This is a genomic window from Pseudomonas sp. L7 (assembly GCF_046605565.1).
In the GTDB taxonomy this organism is placed as follows: domain Bacteria; phylum Pseudomonadota; class Gammaproteobacteria; order Pseudomonadales; family Pseudomonadaceae; genus Aquipseudomonas; species Aquipseudomonas wayambapalatensis.
Window position 1 is genome coordinate 5544577 of record NZ_CP176784.1, and the last position, 13765, is coordinate 5558341.

At 60.1% G+C, this 13765-nt stretch carries 12 protein-coding genes; 4 read left to right on the plus strand and 8 right to left on the minus strand.

From position 1 onward, the window contains the following. Positions 1 to 2 precede the first annotated feature (2 nt). Entirely contained in the window at positions 3 to 890 is an 888-nt protein-coding gene (gene folE2, locus ACK3BK_RS25225; protein ID WP_411383514.1) for a GTP cyclohydrolase FolE2, read from the plus strand. An 8-nt stretch (positions 891 to 898) separates the two neighbouring features. Here folE2 and ACK3BK_RS25230 read toward each other — a convergent pair whose 3' ends face one another. After that, positions 899 to 1429 (minus strand): DUF3617 domain-containing protein, encoded by a 531-nt coding sequence (locus ACK3BK_RS25230; RefSeq protein ID WP_054892991.1) that lies wholly within the window; start codon positions 1427 to 1429, stop codon positions 899 to 901. 130 nt (positions 1430 to 1559) lie between these two features. On the opposite strand from ACK3BK_RS25230, the gene cls reads away from it, so the two are divergent. Further along, positions 1560 to 2999 carry a cardiolipin synthase gene (cls, locus tag ACK3BK_RS25235; protein ID WP_186670233.1) on the plus strand — a complete coding sequence of 480 codons (1440 nt, stop codon included), beginning with the start codon at positions 1560 to 1562 and terminating at the stop codon, positions 2997 to 2999. Between the two features lie 40 nt (positions 3000 to 3039). Here the strand turns inward: cls and cfaB are convergent, their stop codons facing one another. Beyond that, positions 3040 to 4224, minus strand: coding sequence for a C17 cyclopropane fatty acid synthase CfaB (gene cfaB / locus ACK3BK_RS25240; RefSeq protein ID WP_063541884.1), 1185 nt, complete (start codon positions 4222 to 4224; stop codon positions 3040 to 3042). A gap of 204 nt (positions 4225 to 4428) precedes the next feature. Here cfaB and lpdA point away from each other — a divergent pair, with 204 nt between their 5' ends. After that, positions 4429 to 5829: a dihydrolipoyl dehydrogenase gene (lpdA, locus tag ACK3BK_RS25245; RefSeq protein ID WP_288377704.1), complete on the plus strand. Its 1401-nt coding sequence runs from the start codon at positions 4429 to 4431 to the stop codon at positions 5827 to 5829. A gap of 56 nt (positions 5830 to 5885) precedes the next feature. Here lpdA and hcnC read toward each other — a convergent pair whose 3' ends face one another. From hcnC to ACK3BK_RS25265, 4 genes are all read right to left on the minus strand, one after another. Further along, the gene (gene hcnC, locus ACK3BK_RS25250) at positions 5886 to 7136 is read right to left on the minus strand and encodes a cyanide-forming glycine dehydrogenase subunit HcnC (RefSeq protein WP_186670160.1); all 1251 of its coding nucleotides are present in this window, start codon (positions 7134 to 7136) and stop codon (positions 5886 to 5888) included. A 2-nt stretch (positions 7137 to 7138) separates the two neighbouring features. Then, entirely contained in the window at positions 7139 to 8533 is a 1395-nt protein-coding gene (hcnB, locus tag ACK3BK_RS25255) for a cyanide-forming glycine dehydrogenase subunit HcnB (protein WP_411383515.1), read from the minus strand. Then, entirely contained in the window at positions 8530 to 8844 is a 315-nt protein-coding gene (gene hcnA, locus ACK3BK_RS25260) for a cyanide-forming glycine dehydrogenase subunit HcnA (protein ID WP_411383516.1), read from the minus strand. The genes hcnB and hcnA overlap by 4 nt, the downstream gene beginning before the upstream one ends. Positions 8845 to 8935: 91 nt before the next feature. Continuing rightward, positions 8936 to 9397 carry a DUF417 family protein gene (locus ACK3BK_RS25265; RefSeq protein WP_411383517.1) on the minus strand — a complete coding sequence of 154 codons (462 nt, stop codon included), beginning with the start codon at positions 9395 to 9397 and terminating at the stop codon, positions 8936 to 8938. A 268-nt stretch (positions 9398 to 9665) separates the two neighbouring features. Here ACK3BK_RS25265 and ACK3BK_RS25270 point away from each other — a divergent pair, with 268 nt between their 5' ends. Continuing rightward, positions 9666 to 11042 (plus strand): amino acid permease, encoded by a 1377-nt coding sequence (locus ACK3BK_RS25270; protein ID WP_411383518.1) that lies wholly within the window; start codon positions 9666 to 9668, stop codon positions 11040 to 11042. A 114-nt stretch (positions 11043 to 11156) separates the two neighbouring features. On the opposite strand, the gene ACK3BK_RS25275 is transcribed toward ACK3BK_RS25270, so the two are convergent. Both ACK3BK_RS25275 and ACK3BK_RS25280 read right to left on the minus strand, forming a co-directional pair. Beyond that, the gene (locus ACK3BK_RS25275; protein ID WP_186721142.1) at positions 11157 to 11396 is read right to left on the minus strand and encodes a pyocin S6 family toxin immunity protein; all 240 of its coding nucleotides are present in this window, start codon (positions 11394 to 11396) and stop codon (positions 11157 to 11159) included. A 12-nt stretch (positions 11397 to 11408) separates the two neighbouring features. Beyond that, entirely contained in the window at positions 11409 to 13682 is a 2274-nt protein-coding gene (locus tag ACK3BK_RS25280; protein WP_411383519.1) for an S-type pyocin domain-containing protein, read from the minus strand. Between the last annotated feature and the right edge of the window lie 83 nt (positions 13683 to 13765).

Sequence of the window (13765 nt, forward strand, 5' to 3'; positions counted from 1 at the left end):
CGATGACCAGCCTGACGCTTCCCGACATCGCCGCGCAAACCAGCCACAAGCTCCAACCCCTGGACTGGGTCGGGATGCGCGGTATCGCCCTGCCTGTGCAATTGAATGGGCATCGCCTCAGCGCCTGGGCTGACGCCGGCGTGAGCCTGGATGATGGCGAATCGCGCGGTATCCATATGTCGCGCCTGTACCTCGCCCTGGAAGCACTGGAGCACACCGAGCTGACCCCCTTGGCACTGCGCCAGCTCCTGGCTCGCTTTCTCCACAGCCACGAAGGGCTTTCGTCCAGCGCCTACCTGCGATTGAAGTTCGACTACCTGCTGAAACGTCCTGCGCTTGTGAGCCCACTGGAAGGCTGGAAACGCTACCCGATCATCCTTGACGCACGCATCGAGAATGAGATGTTCCACGTGGAACACCACGTGGAAGTCCCCTATTCGTCGACCTGCCCATGCTCCGCTGCGCTGGCCCGCCAGCTGATTCAACAGCAATTCCTCAAGGACTTCGCCAACCAGACACTCGACCCACAGGCCATCCTGCAATGGCTTGGCAGCAGCGCAGGTATCGTCGCGACGCCCCACAGTCAGCGCAGTCAGGCAATCGTCAAGGTGCGCCTGCAGCACAACCTGCAGACGCTACCGCTCGACGCGCTGATCGATACCGTGGAAAGCGCATTGGGCACAGCAGTGCAGACGGCCGTGAAAAGAGCCGACGAACAGGCGTTCGCCTTGGCCAATGGTCAGAACCTGATGTTCTGCGAAGATGCTGCACGTCGCCTGCACCGAGCGTTGCGCGAACTGGAATGGGCCACCGGCTTCGACCTGCGCGTGGAACATGCAGAAAGCCTGCATGCCCACGACGCAGTGGCTGCCAGCCAATGGCAATGGTGAGGCGCTAGCTAGCTACGGGGACGTACGTTTCCGCAGTCATTACCCAGCCACACCGCCCGGGTGTTCATGCTGCCCTGCTGCTGAACACCCGAGGCATTGAAGGTGCCGCTGACCTGGGTGGTGAATTCGCGATCACTGAGGAAGGTTGCCTGACCGGTGCCTTGGGCCTTGGGGCAACTGAACTGGAACTTCCAGACATTGCCTTGGCGGTCGGTGATCTTCTGCGTGCAACCTGACTGCGGATCCTGCAGGGGAATATCGTTGGTAGCGACCTGCTCTGGTGTCAGGCACGAGCGCACGCCATTGCCACCCACGGTGATGCCTTGCTTGGCCAGGGCGCCCTCCATCATGGCGCGCTGCTCCGGCGGCAGGTTCTTCAGTTGGCCGAGCATGAACGCCATGTCGGGCAGTGGCTTGCCGTCGACCTGCATGTTGCTGGTGGTCAACTCCCACAGACCAGGTTGCAGCATCTGCGCTTGCGCCAGCAGCGGGCTGCCCAGGCCCAATGCCAGGGCAATCAGTGGCAGACGAATCTTCATGGATCAGTGCTCCTCGAAATACCGGCTCCAGGCCGGACAGAGCCTTAGACGTCTTTTTCGCCCGCAGGTTGCAAGCGGCCCCGGGAACATGCTCTGTTAGGCGGCAGTGCTCTTGGAATGCAGGATGCGTATGGATTACCACAGCCCCTACTTCTTCGGTTACCTGCTCGGACTGATTCACTTCCTGGGCATCGTCGCTGCGCTGCATGCGGTGTTCACCGTGCGTACCGCCCAGGGCGCAATCGCCTGGGCAATGTCACTGTTCTTCATTCCCTACCTGACCCTGGTGCCCTATCTGGTCTTTGGCGCCCGCTCCTTCTACGCCTATATCCAGGCGCGGCGCCAGGCCAACCAGGAGATGCACGTGGCGATGGCCGACCTCAACTGGCGCCCCTGGGTGGAGGAAGCCCTGACCGCGCGGGAGTCGGAAAGCTACGCGGCACTGCGTGCCATGCCCAAGCTTGGCCGCATGCCCTGCCTGGCCAACAACCAGGTGAAATTGCTGATCGATGGCACTGCGACCTTCGACGCGATCTTCGCTGCCATCAGCGAGGCGCGGGACACTGTGCTGGTGCAGTTCTTCATCATCCACGACGATGCCATCGGCCAGGAGCTGCAACAACTGCTCCTGCGCAAGGCCGCTGAAGGGGTAAGGGTTTACGTATTGTTCGATCAGGTCGGCAGCCATGCCTTGCCGGCGCGTTACAGCCAGGTGCTGCGCGAGGGTGGCGTACAGATCCAGGCCTTTTCCTCGCGCCGTGGCTGGTTCAACCGCTTCCAGGTCAACTTCCGTAACCACCGCAAGATCGTCGTGGTCGATGGCCTGCTCGGCTTCGTTGGCGGGCACAATGTCGGCGATGAGTACATGGGTGGGCATCCGCGGCTGTCGCCCTGGCGTGACACCCACGTCCAGGTCAGCGGCCCGGTGCTGGCCTGTCTGCAGGAGTCGTTCGCCGAAGACTGGTACTGGGCCACCCGTGCCTTGCCGCCGCTGATCCTGCCGGATGCCTATCCGGAGAACGGCGTGTTGTGCCAGGCCCTCGCCACTGGCCCGGCCGACCCCCAGGAAACCTGCCAACTGTTCTTCGTCGAAGCCATCCACTCGGCGACCCGGCGCATCTGGATCACCAGCCCCTATTTCATTCCCGACGAGGCAGTGTTCGCGGCCCTGCGCCTGGCGGTGCTGCGTGGCGTCGATGTGCGAATCCTGATCCCGTCGAGGCCAGACCACCGCATCGTCTATGCCGCGTCCAGTCTGTTCGCCTTCGAGGCGGTGCGGGCAGGTGTGCGGATGTTCCGTTATCAGCCAGGGTTCCTGCACCAGAAGGTGGTGCTGGTGGACGACGATGTCAGCGCCATCGGCAGTGCCAACCTCGACAACCGCTCGTTCCGTCTGAATTTCGAGATCACCTTGCTGACCATCGACCGCGCCTTTGCCGATCAGGTCGAGGCCATGCTGCTGTGCGACTTCGAGCAGTCGCGGGAGATAACCGCCGAAGACAGCCGCGACACTCATCGGCTGCAGCAGCTGGGAATGCGCATCGCGCGCCTGATTTCACCGATTCTGTAGCCGGAAAAGAAGCGGGGCCGCAAAGGCGGCCCCGTCTTGATCAACGATAGAGATCTTCTCGCGTCCACGGCAGGTCGTGGTGGCCATCCGCATACGGCTTCACTGCAAGAATCTGGTGCAGGTTGATCCAGCCCTTGGTGAAGGCATAGGCGCATCCGGCCAGGTACAGGCGCCAGATCCGCAGCGTCTTCTCCGGCACCAGCGCCGCAGCGCGATGCAGCTGGTTCTCGAGGTTTTCACTCCAGTGATTGAGGGTCTTGGCGTAGTGCAGGCGCAGGCTTTCCACGTCCACCACTTCCAGCCCTGCCTCACAGATACGCGCGGTAATCATCGAGATGTGCGGCAGCTCGCCGTGCGGGAACACGTAACGATCGATGAAGTCCCCAGCGCCTCTCCCCACTGGGCGGCCATCCACATGCTTGGCGGTGATGCCATGGTTCATCACCAGGCCGCCTTCACGTACGGCGCCGAACAGTCGCTGGCAGTACAGTTCGAGGTTGGCATGGCCGACGTGTTCGAACATGCCGACGCTGACCGCCTTGTCGAAACGGCCATCCTGGGGCAGGTCGCGGTAGTCGAGGATCTGCAGGTCGACCTTGTCGGCCAGTCCTTCATCCTTGACCCGCTGGCGCCCCAGCGTCAGTTGCTCCTTGCTCAGGGTGATGCCGAACACCTTGGCGCCATATTCGCGTGCGGCAAAACGCGCCAGGCCGCCCCAACCGCAGCCGACATCCAGCAAGTAATCGCCGGCCTGCAGCCGCAGCTTGCGACACAGATGGTCGAACTTGTCTTGCTGGGCCTGGGCGAGGGTGTTGTCCGGCTCCTTGAAGTAGGCGCAGGAATAAGCCATGTCCGGATCGAGCCACAGTTGGTAGAACTCGTTGGACAGGTCGTAATGGTAGGAAATGGCTTCGGCGTCGGTTTTCTTGTCGTGCGAGGTGCGCACCGGGACTACATCTTCATCGTCTTTGAGCAAAGCCTCGCTGAGCTCGTCGCAAACGCGGATGACTTCGCCAATGTTCCCCTCGAGTTCAAGCTTGCCCTCGACAAAGGCTGTGCCCAGTTCATCCATGCTCGGGTGCGTCAGCTGACTGATCAGTTGAGGCTCCTTGACCAGGATGGTGACCTGCGGGCTAGGCCCTAGATCGAACTGGTTGCCGTCCCACAGCTTTAGACGTAAAGGCAAGTGCAGGCTCTGCAACGCAGGTGGAAGTTGCGCAAGCATGAAAGACCCCCTTTCAATTACGGACGCCGTACAAGGATTCGAGCGTCACCGGATCAGGGTAGTTCATTCGTCGGAAGTTTCCTTTTATAGCGACCATAGTCCAATGCTAACGGCCATACCGCGACCAACAGATTGTATACAATCTTCCATTCAGCGACTAACCTTGTGGCCCTCTCGCGCATCTTCTTCCCTGGAGTGAATCCCATGAAATCCTATGATGTGGTGATCATCGGTGGCGGCCCTGGCGGCTACAACGCGGCCATCCGTGCCGGTCAGCTGGGCCTGAGCGTGGCCTGCGTCGAAGGACGCTCGACCCTCGGCGGCACCTGCCTGAACGTCGGCTGCATGCCCTCCAAGGCGCTGCTGCATGCCTCCGAGTTGTACGAAGCCGCCAGCGGCAGCGAGTTCGCGCACCTGGGCATCGAGGTCAAGCCGACCCTGAACCTGGCGCAGATGATGAAACAGAAAGATGAAAGCGTGAGCGGCCTGACCAAGGGTATCGAGTACCTGTTCCGCAAGAACAAGGTCGACTGGGTCAAGGGCTGGGGCCGCCTCGACGGCGTCGGCAAGGTCATCGTCAAGGCCGAGGATGGCAGCGAAACCACGCTTCAGGCCAAAGATGTCGTGATCGCCACCGGCTCCGAGCCAACCCCTCTGCCGGGGGTGAATATCGACAACCAACGCATCATCGACTCCACCGGCGCCTTGTCGCTGCCCCAGGTTCCCAAGCACCTGGTGGTCATCGGCGCAGGCGTGATCGGCCTTGAACTGGGTTCGGTCTGGCGTCGCCTGGGGGCCGAAGTGACCGTGATCGAATACCTCGACCGCATCTGCCCCGGCACCGACGAGGAAACCGCCAGGACCCTGCAAAAAGCCCTGGCCAAACAGGGCATGAGCTTCAAGCTCGGCAGCAAGGTGACCCAGGCCACGCCTTCGGCGAGCAGCGTCAGCCTGACGCTTGAACCTGCCGCTGGCGGCGATGCGCAAACCCTGGAGGCCGACTATGTACTGGTGGCCATCGGTCGCCGCCCGTACACCCAAGGCCTGAACCTGGAAAGCGTCGGCCTGCAGACCGACAAACGCGGCATGCTCGCCAATGACCACCACCGCTCCCAGGTCCCCGGCATCTGGGTGATCGGCGACGTCACCTCTGGGCCGATGCTCGCGCACAAGGCCGAAGACGAAGCGGTGTCGTGCATCGAGCGCATTGCCGGCAAGGCGCATGAGGTCAACTACAACCTGATCCCCGGCGTTATCTACACACGACCGGAACTGGCCAGCGTCGGCAAGACCGAAGAACAGCTCAAGGCCGAGGGCCGTGCCTACAAGGTCGGCAAGTTCCCCTTCACCGCCAACAGCCGCGCCAAGATCAACCATGAGACCGAAGGCTTCGCCAAGGTGCTGGCCGATGCCGAGACCGACGAGGTGCTGGGTGTGCATCTGGTCGGGCCGAGCGTCAGCGAGATGATTGGCGAGTTCTGCGTGGCCATGGAGTTCAGCGCTTCGGCCGAGGATATCGCCCTGACTTGCCACCCGCATCCGACCCGCTCCGAAGCCTTGCGCCAGGCAGCGATGAACGTGGAAGGGATGGCGATGCAGATCTAAGCACAAGGCTGCTCCTGCAGCGACCACGAAGCCTGCAGGAGCGCCCGCCCGAGCCCCTACCCCACCGCCCAGTTCTTATCCACAGCCCGCCCGAAACGCCTCGCCAGGAAAGGCGTAAGGTCCAGCGGCAGTGGCTCGCTGTGGATAACCTTGTCCAGCAGCACGCCGGTAATGGCCGAGGTGAGAATCCCGGTGCGGAAGTGTCCACAGGCGTTGAAGTAGCCGGGCACGTCATCCACAGGACCGAGAATCGGCAGTTCATCAGGCGACCCGGGCCGCAATCCTGCCCAGGTGCGCTTCAGGCTCACCTGCGCCAGTTCCGGCACACAACGCACAGCCCCCTGCACCAAGCCGGCAATTTCGGGGAAGGTAGTGCTGACATCGAAGCCCTTGTCTTCCGTAGTGCTGCCAATCAGGATCTCGCCATTATCCTTTTGAGCCATGTAGCAATCACTGGTGGTCAGGCAGCCATCGAGCAGCTTGGGCAGACGTTCGGTGAGAACGATCTGGCCTTTCACCGGCTTGACCGGGATAGAAGTGCCGGTGGCCCACTCACTGAGCTCGCCCGCCCAGGCCCCCGCAGCATTGAGCAAGGTGTGGCAATGGAACCCCCCCGCCTCGGCAGTACGCACACCCTTGATCTGCGAGTTCCCATGCAGCACATCGGTGATGTTTGTGTTCAGGTACAGATCGACGCCGTTCTGCCGCGCGGCTTCCAGGTAGGCATCGCCCAGACGGAACGGGCTGACCTGGTGATCGCAGAGGAACTCCAGCGCCCCCTTGGCCTGCAGGTTCACCGCCGGCTCCCTCTCGCGCAGTGCCTGGCGATCCAGCCAGCGCACCTGGTCCGCCAGATGCGGGATCTGCGCGACGATGTGCTCGGCGTACAGTTGGTCCTCATCGTCCTGGATGATGTACTTCAATCCGGTGCGCTCGAACTTGAAGTCCATGCCATGGCGCTCGATCAGCTCCTGGTGCAACTGTGGATAAAGTGCGTTGGATTGCAGTGCCAGGTCGAAAAAGCACTGCGGCAGGATATGCGGCGTGCTCGAATCCACTGCCACTGCTGCGCCATGGGCCTCGCGTTTGCTGCGCGAGGACATCATGCGAAAGAAGATCACTCCGCACCCAAGGCCCACGGACTCGCCGATGGCCCACAGGCCGCCCGCCGATGCACGTGTCGCATTACCTGGACGCTTGCTGTCGATCAGGGCGATTTTCAGCCCCTTGCGCTTGGACAACTGATAGGCACACGAAGCGCCGATCACCCCGCCACCGGCGATGACGATGTCATAGGTCTTGTTCATGCTCAGGCCTCCGTGGCCAGGTGCTGGAATGCGGAAAATGGGATGGGATCGATCGGGAAACGCGGTCGCAGCCAGCCGACATCCGCCCGCCCGGTGCTGGCGCGCAGGCGATCGCTGCAGTAGCCCACACACATGCGCCCCTGGCAGTCGCCCATGCTCACCCGGGTGCGCATCTTCAGGCTGGCCATGTCCTGCACGCCTTGCTCGAGCGCCAGGTCGATATCGCTGCGGGTGACGTGCTCGCAGCGGCAGATCACCGTGTCGGCCTGCGGCAGCTCGATCTGCGCTGCGCCACGTTGGGTATAGCGCTCGACACCCGCTCTGAAGCGCGTGATCGCAGCCAGCTTGCCCAGGTATCGCTCGCGCCGCTCGATGGCCTGGTTGGCGTCGAGCACTCCGCGTTGCTGCAGGATCGACACCGCAGCGATGCGCCCGGTCAGCATCGCTGCCTCGCCACCACGGATACCACCCATGTCGCCGGCCAGGTGGATATGCGCCTGGCTGCTCTGCTGCCAGACATTGCATACCGCGCGCAGGTAGCCGTCGTCGCTGAACCCATGCGTTAGCCCCAACTGCTGGCTGAGCTGGGTGCGCGGGATGAAGCCATAGCCGACTGCCAAGGTGTCCACCGGCTCGCGCCGCACGCGGCTCATGTCGGCTTTCCAATCCTGGCCATAGGGCGCAAGGCTGACTTCGCGCAGTTCACCTTCACCACTGGCGCTGACCAAGCCCCAGCCATAGTGCATCGCAATGCCGTTGAGCTTCATGTACGCCAGCATGCTGAGGCCGTCGAGAAACAGCTGCGGTTTATTCAGCAGCGCCAGGCTTTCCTTGGCGATACGGTTGAAGGCGCAGGCCTCATAGACTCCGGCAACCTTGGCGCCAGCCGCATGCAGTTGGCAGGCCACCAGCGGCAGCAGTGGACCGGTCCCTGCGATCAAAGTGCTGCCCAGTGGCTTGACCGCACCGCTCTTGATCTGCAACTGCAGCCCGCCCAGCAGCATCACGCCAGGCAGCGTCCAGCCGGGGAACGGCACATTGCGCTCATGGCAGCCGGCCGACAGCAGCAGATGGGAATAGTCGATCTCGTGCAGTTGCTCGTCGGCATCGAGCACCATAAGGCGCTCGGTATCACCGCCAACCACACGATGGTTGAGGCGCAGGTCGATGTGCTCGGCGTTGGCGGCGAAATCCTCGTGCAATGTCTGTAGCGCCTTGCTGTAGCGCGCCCCCAGGTAACCCAGGTCGACACCGGCGCGCAGCGGCCCGCGATAGACCACGCCACCCGGACGCGACGCTTCATCGAACAGCAGGCAATCGACACCCTGCTCGGCCAGTTCGATGGCCGCCGCCATGCCGGCCGAGCCACCGCCGACGATCACTGAACGCAAGCTCATGACTGCGCCCCCTCGAGAACGCGGTTGACCTCGGTCTCTACCCGCATTCCATGGCGGACTACCGTCTGACAGGCACGGCGCTTGGGCCGTCCGTCGATCGCCACCAGACAGCAATGGCACACGCCCATGCCGCAGAAGGCGCCAGCTGGCTGGCCATGATCGTTCTGCGCCAGACGGCGCAGGCCAACGGCGTTGAGTACGCTGAGTACCGTCTCGCCTTCGGCGGCCTGCACCGCCTGGCCATTGAGTTGAAGGGTGATTTCAGCCGCCTCGAGCGGCTGTATGTCGAGCACGCGTTCCAGTGTTTGCATGAGCTTCGTCCTTGTTGAAAAAACAACCGACGATACGACAAAGCTCTGTAGGGAAACATTGACACAATCCGTAGGAAATGAAGGATTTATCCTAAGAATTTGTGAGCCTATTTCTCGCGGCGACTTGGTACAAAACCTGGCGGGCCGAATCGGCGACCATCACCACAACTCCCGACAGCATCAGCACGTCCTTGAGCACCAGGCGCCCGGCCCCCGACAGGTAGGGAAACCCGAACCGCGCATCGCCCAGGTTCGCCACCCAGGCCTCGGGCGTGGTCACCAGGAACGACAAGGTCACCACGGGTGTCAGGCAGGTCAGGACCGAGCCCAGCAGCCCCAGCTGGGGTGAGAACAGATACCCCAGCACCAACAGGCCGATGGTGATCTCTACCACACCCAGCCCGGTGGAGAATGCGTACGGATGGTTGGCCGCCTGCCTGGCGCGCTGCAGCATGGACCTTCGCTGCCAGTTCAGCGGGCGCTGGGCGGTCAACCACGAACCGGACGCCCCGGTACCGCGCGCTATCACATCGTGCTGGCCGGCCACTGCCATGTGCGCCTGCCCAACCGGCAGGCCATCGTGAGGAGCACCTCGCCCCTGAACAGCCATGCCTCAGGAAAAATCCGCAGGATGTTGTGCCCAGAATTCGTTTGAGATGAAACGCCACTTTGCCCATGGTGGCGGATCGGATCGCCATTGCCTGAAGGGAGCTTCACGGCAAGACCTCGATTAATGGCATCGCCCCGTGCAGGTAGGTCCTCGAGCGGTTGCCGCTCGAAGGACGTTGCCGGTTCCTTCCAATAATAAGAGACGTCTGGACATGCAAGAAAACGGATTGAAGCAAAGCCTCAAGCAGCGGCATATCACCATGATCGCGCTTGGCGGTGTGATCGGCGCCGGGTTGTTCGTCGGCTCCGGCAGCCTGATCGCCTCGGCCGGCCCGGCCGCGATCCTGTCTTACGTGATCGGCGGCATCATCGTCACTCTGGTGATGTTCATGCTCGGCGAGATGGCCTCGCGCAATCCTGATGCCGGCTCCTTCTCGACCTACGCCAACACCTACCTCGGCAACTGGGCCGGGTTCACCGTGGGCTGGTTGTACTGGCTCAAGTCGATGATGACCATCACCCTCGAAGCGGTGCTGCTGGGCGCGATCCTCAACGATTTCATGCCCTGGCTGCCGATCTGGGTCGGCGCCTTCATCATGCTGGTGACGCTGATCGCCAGCAACGCCTACTCGGTGCGTTCGTTCGCCGAAGTGGAGTACTGGCTGGCGGCGCTGAAGGTGGTCACCATCCTTATCTTCATGCTGCTCGGCGCCTCCATCCTGCTGGGCTGGCAGGAGAACATCCCCGCCCCTGGCCTGGTCAATCTCACCGACCATGGCGGCTTCATGCCCAATGGCCTGTCGCCAGTGATGGCTGGTGTGATCGTGGCGATCTTCTCGCTGGGCGGCAGTGAAATCGCCGCTGTGGCAGCCGGCGAATCGGAGAACCCGCGCCGCAACGTGATCCGGGCGATCAAGAGCGTGATCGTGCGCGTCATGCTCTTCTACGTCGGCTCAGTGTCGATTCTCGTCCTGTGCCTGCCCTGGACCGACAAGGCCAACCTCGCATCGCCCTATGTCGCACTGTTCACCCTCGCCGGTTTCAAGGGTGCAGCCGTGGCCATGAAACTGGTGCTGTTCGTGTCGTTCATGTCGGTGATGAACTCGTTCATGTTCTCCAACTCGCGCATGATGTTCTCGCTCAGCCAACGCGGGCACGCCCCAGCGCTGTTCTCCCGGACCAACGCCAAGGGCGTGCCGATCAATGCACTGGCGCTGGCGTTTTGCATTTGCGTGACGATTCTGGCGGTGCACTTCATCAGCGGCGGTGACCTCTTCCTGACCCTGGCCAGGAGCACCGGTGCGTTCATCATCTTCGTCTGGATCTTCATCATTTTCGCCCACGTCGGTATGCGTCTGAAAACTCGGCATGAAGCAGTGGACCCAACGTCATTCAGGGCTTGGGGATTCCCGCTGACCAACGTTATTGCGCTGCTGGCGCTGGTATCGGTGCTGGCAACCCAAGCGATCGATCCGGCGACACGTTTTCAGTTCTGGCTGGTAGCGGTGACCTTGCTGGTGATCGTGGCGGCGTACTTCATGGTACGCAAGCGCCGGGGTGGCGATGTTCGGGAACTGGCGCGGACTTGATATAAATCGAGCACTTAAATTTCAAATAAAAACATCGGGGGCAATCACCCATGCCTCCGATGTTTTTAAGTTAAAACTCGCGCAAACGTCAAAAGGCGTTACTTCTTCTTACCACTAAGCTCGGACTCCAACAAAAAATTCCAATCCTTCAGGCTTCGGATTGCCAAGTAGAGAAAATATTTTTTCTGCTTGCTCATCAGACAGAGGAAGCTCACCGTCCGACTCAGCCTCAAGAGACTGCCAATTCAAGAGCTTCATAACATCTTTTTCATTCAGAGATGGAATGCGCAAGCGAAACTTTAATGAATTATCAAGACTATCGTCTTTCAAAAAACCTGTCAAAGAAATATACATTATAACGACTCCTCACTTTGGGGTAGTTCGACCAGGGACAGCCGGTTTTGTTTGATTACCAGATACAGAGTCAAACTCTCCTAAATGCTTGCCTTGTTTATTATACAACTCAACTCTTCCGTGCTGACTATCCCACTCATAAATCCTGCCCTTACTATCCATCCAACGGCTTCTGAGTTTACCGCCACCACGAACGCTACTTTTAGCCTTCACCGGTTTTGCATCAGGAAACGCAATCAAATCATCAGGTGCCTGATGATATCCCGGAGTACTGAACATCAAATAGACCGGCTCGATTCCCGAGTCTATCGGGAATGTGATGATCAGGTCATTGGCATCCAGCACTTCACCCGGGTACGGTAGCGCCTCAATCTCAAGCGGCTGTAGCTCTACCCCTGTGTAGATTGGCACAGTCTGTGTCGCCGCGGGTGTAGTGGTTGTTGAGGGCTGTTCGCCGGGCGCGCGACCTGGCGTCCAAGTTAGAGTGACAGGAGGCTGGTCAGGCACCAGGCTTGGTACTGCAAACGTGTAGCGCCCAGTCTGCGGGTCCAATGTGGCCGCCCGGACGGGTACGTTCTTTGTTACGTTGATCCCATCGGCAGCGACGACCAAAATGTAAGAGCGACCATCCCCGCGTGTTTCGTTGGCCAATCGATAGGCCAACTCGACTTTACCCTGTGCAGCAGCGATAGCATCGAGATTGGCGCCCGGCGCAATACCAAGATCTCGGACTTCGACTCCCATACCATAGCGAAAACGAGCGGGAGTCTGGTCTTGAGCTTGACTGGCCGTGGAACTGGGGTACACCAAGGCGGCAAGCCCTGCCGCAAAAGGAGCGCCGACCGTAGCAGAAGCGATGCCACTCAATGCGGTGATCGCACTCGCGATCCCTTGGCGCAGAGCGACAAGAGTTGCTTCGGCCAAAGGCACTGCGCCTTGTCCGGGTACGCTCAGCACGGCAGCACTGCCTGCAAACCGGTAGGTGTTGGCCGCCTGGACGATGGCATTCTGAGTGAGAGCAGCCACACCCTGTAACTGCGTCTGAGCGTTAGTTCGGGCAGTCTGGATGCCAGCAATCACTTGTTGTCGTTTAGTGCTGTCGGCAAGGGAAGCCTGGTCAACCTGGTTAGTTACGATGGCATAAGTGCTGTTCACTGTTTGCTGTAGGCTCTGCCGGGCTGCAGCGGCGGCTGCATGTGTTGGGTTCGCCTGAACTTGTGCAATGAGTTCGACCATGCGAGCGTTAACTAGGCTAGCTGCGTTACTACTTGCTTGAATGATCGTATTGCGTTGAGAAGCGATAAGCGTATCGGCGTCAGCTACTAGCTGATTTGCCACGTCCGTGAACGTTGAGGCGAGGAGGTTCGCCTGTGCTTTTACTGATTGACTGATCTGAGCGAGTTCGTTCGCATTGATTTGACTACTGGCCGCTGCAGCAAGGGCATCAATCTGCTGATCACTTTGCTGAACCGACTGTTGGACAGCCTGCGTAGCGGCTTGTCGTTCAGCATGGGTCAGAGTCGATGAGTCGGAAAACTGACTTTCCAGCGTTTGTCTTTGCGTAGCCAGGTGCTGTTGCGCAGGTGCCGTAATGGCTGATAGCTCACTGCTGATTGACTGAATAACGGCTTGTGCTTCTCGTTGTGCAGCTTGAGCGACGGCCAACTGTTCGCGCAACGTCGCCGCCTGAGCATTGAGCAGAGAGATCTGGTCGCCAAGATAGCGGGCCTGATATGTCGCAGCCAGAGACTCCTGCCATCTGGGAATGACATTCACTGCTACGTTGCCACTGATGGCGAGGTCCGTCACAGTCCGGATGAAATCAACACGCCCCTTGCTTGAAAAATCTGCAGAGTAAAAGCTGTTTGCCTTCGTTTGCTGAGTTTGACGTTGGCTAGTTTTTTGGTTCGCCGCGCTTTCGCGCAAATTTATTTCTCTAAGCAAAATTTCGACAGAGGTAGAGTCACCTGCGTACGTCCCCCCTCGCACGGTATCAAGCTCTTTTTGTAGCGTGGATGCTAAAACAGCAACGCTTGCCAGATATTGTTCATTAATGCGTTTTGTTTCTTTCTCATAAACCGAAGTCAGGTAAGCCGACATAGCGCTTCGGAACTGCGCCTGACTTGTAATCGGGCCAAAATTTACTGACGGTAGCCCAGGGATGTTGATGGGAACGCTGAGCTCACCAACAAATTTTGGTCCGAGATAGACTGGCTCACCAATAGGGGGGTCAATTCCAGGGGCTGTAACAGGCGTTGCGGGTAATTCAATAGGTCCTTGTACCATGATGTCGCTCCATAACTCGTGTTCGATGAAATGAGCGGTTCGCCTTCCTGCGCATTCGGGATGTGAGGTGAAGCAATCCACCA

What these genes read in the sequence shown, in the direction of transcription:
- folE2 (WP_411383514.1), top strand. Translation starts at nt 3, where the DNA reads ATGACCAGCCTGACGCTTCCCGACATCGCCGCGCAAACCAGCCACAAG.
- ACK3BK_RS25230 (WP_054892991.1), bottom strand. Translation starts at nt 1,429, where the DNA reads ATGAAGATTCGTCTGCCACTGATTGCCCTGGCATTGGGCCTGGGCAGC.
- cls (WP_186670233.1), top strand. Translation starts at nt 1,560, where the DNA reads ATGGATTACCACAGCCCCTACTTCTTCGGTTACCTGCTCGGACTGATT.
- cfaB (WP_063541884.1), bottom strand. Translation starts at nt 4,224, where the DNA reads ATGCTTGCGCAACTTCCACCTGCGTTGCAGAGCCTGCACTTGCCTTTA.
- lpdA (WP_288377704.1), top strand. Translation starts at nt 4,429, where the DNA reads ATGAAATCCTATGATGTGGTGATCATCGGTGGCGGCCCTGGCGGCTAC.
- hcnC (WP_186670160.1), bottom strand. Translation starts at nt 7,136, where the DNA reads ATGAACAAGACCTATGACATCGTCATCGCCGGTGGCGGGGTGATCGGC.
- hcnB (WP_411383515.1), bottom strand. Translation starts at nt 8,533, where the DNA reads ATGAGCTTGCGTTCAGTGATCGTCGGCGGTGGCTCGGCCGGCATGGCG.
- hcnA (WP_411383516.1), bottom strand. Translation starts at nt 8,844, where the DNA reads ATGCAAACACTGGAACGCGTGCTCGACATACAGCCGCTCGAGGCGGCT.
- ACK3BK_RS25265 (WP_411383517.1), bottom strand. Translation starts at nt 9,397, where the DNA reads ATGGCAGTGGCCGGCCAGCACGATGTGATAGCGCGCGGTACCGGGGCG.
- ACK3BK_RS25270 (WP_411383518.1), top strand. Translation starts at nt 9,666, where the DNA reads ATGCAAGAAAACGGATTGAAGCAAAGCCTCAAGCAGCGGCATATCACC.
- ACK3BK_RS25275 (WP_186721142.1), bottom strand. Translation starts at nt 11,396, where the DNA reads ATGTATATTTCTTTGACAGGTTTTTTGAAAGACGATAGTCTTGATAAT.
- ACK3BK_RS25280 (WP_411383519.1), bottom strand. Translation starts at nt 13,682, where the DNA reads ATGGTACAAGGACCTATTGAATTACCCGCAACGCCTGTTACAGCCCCT.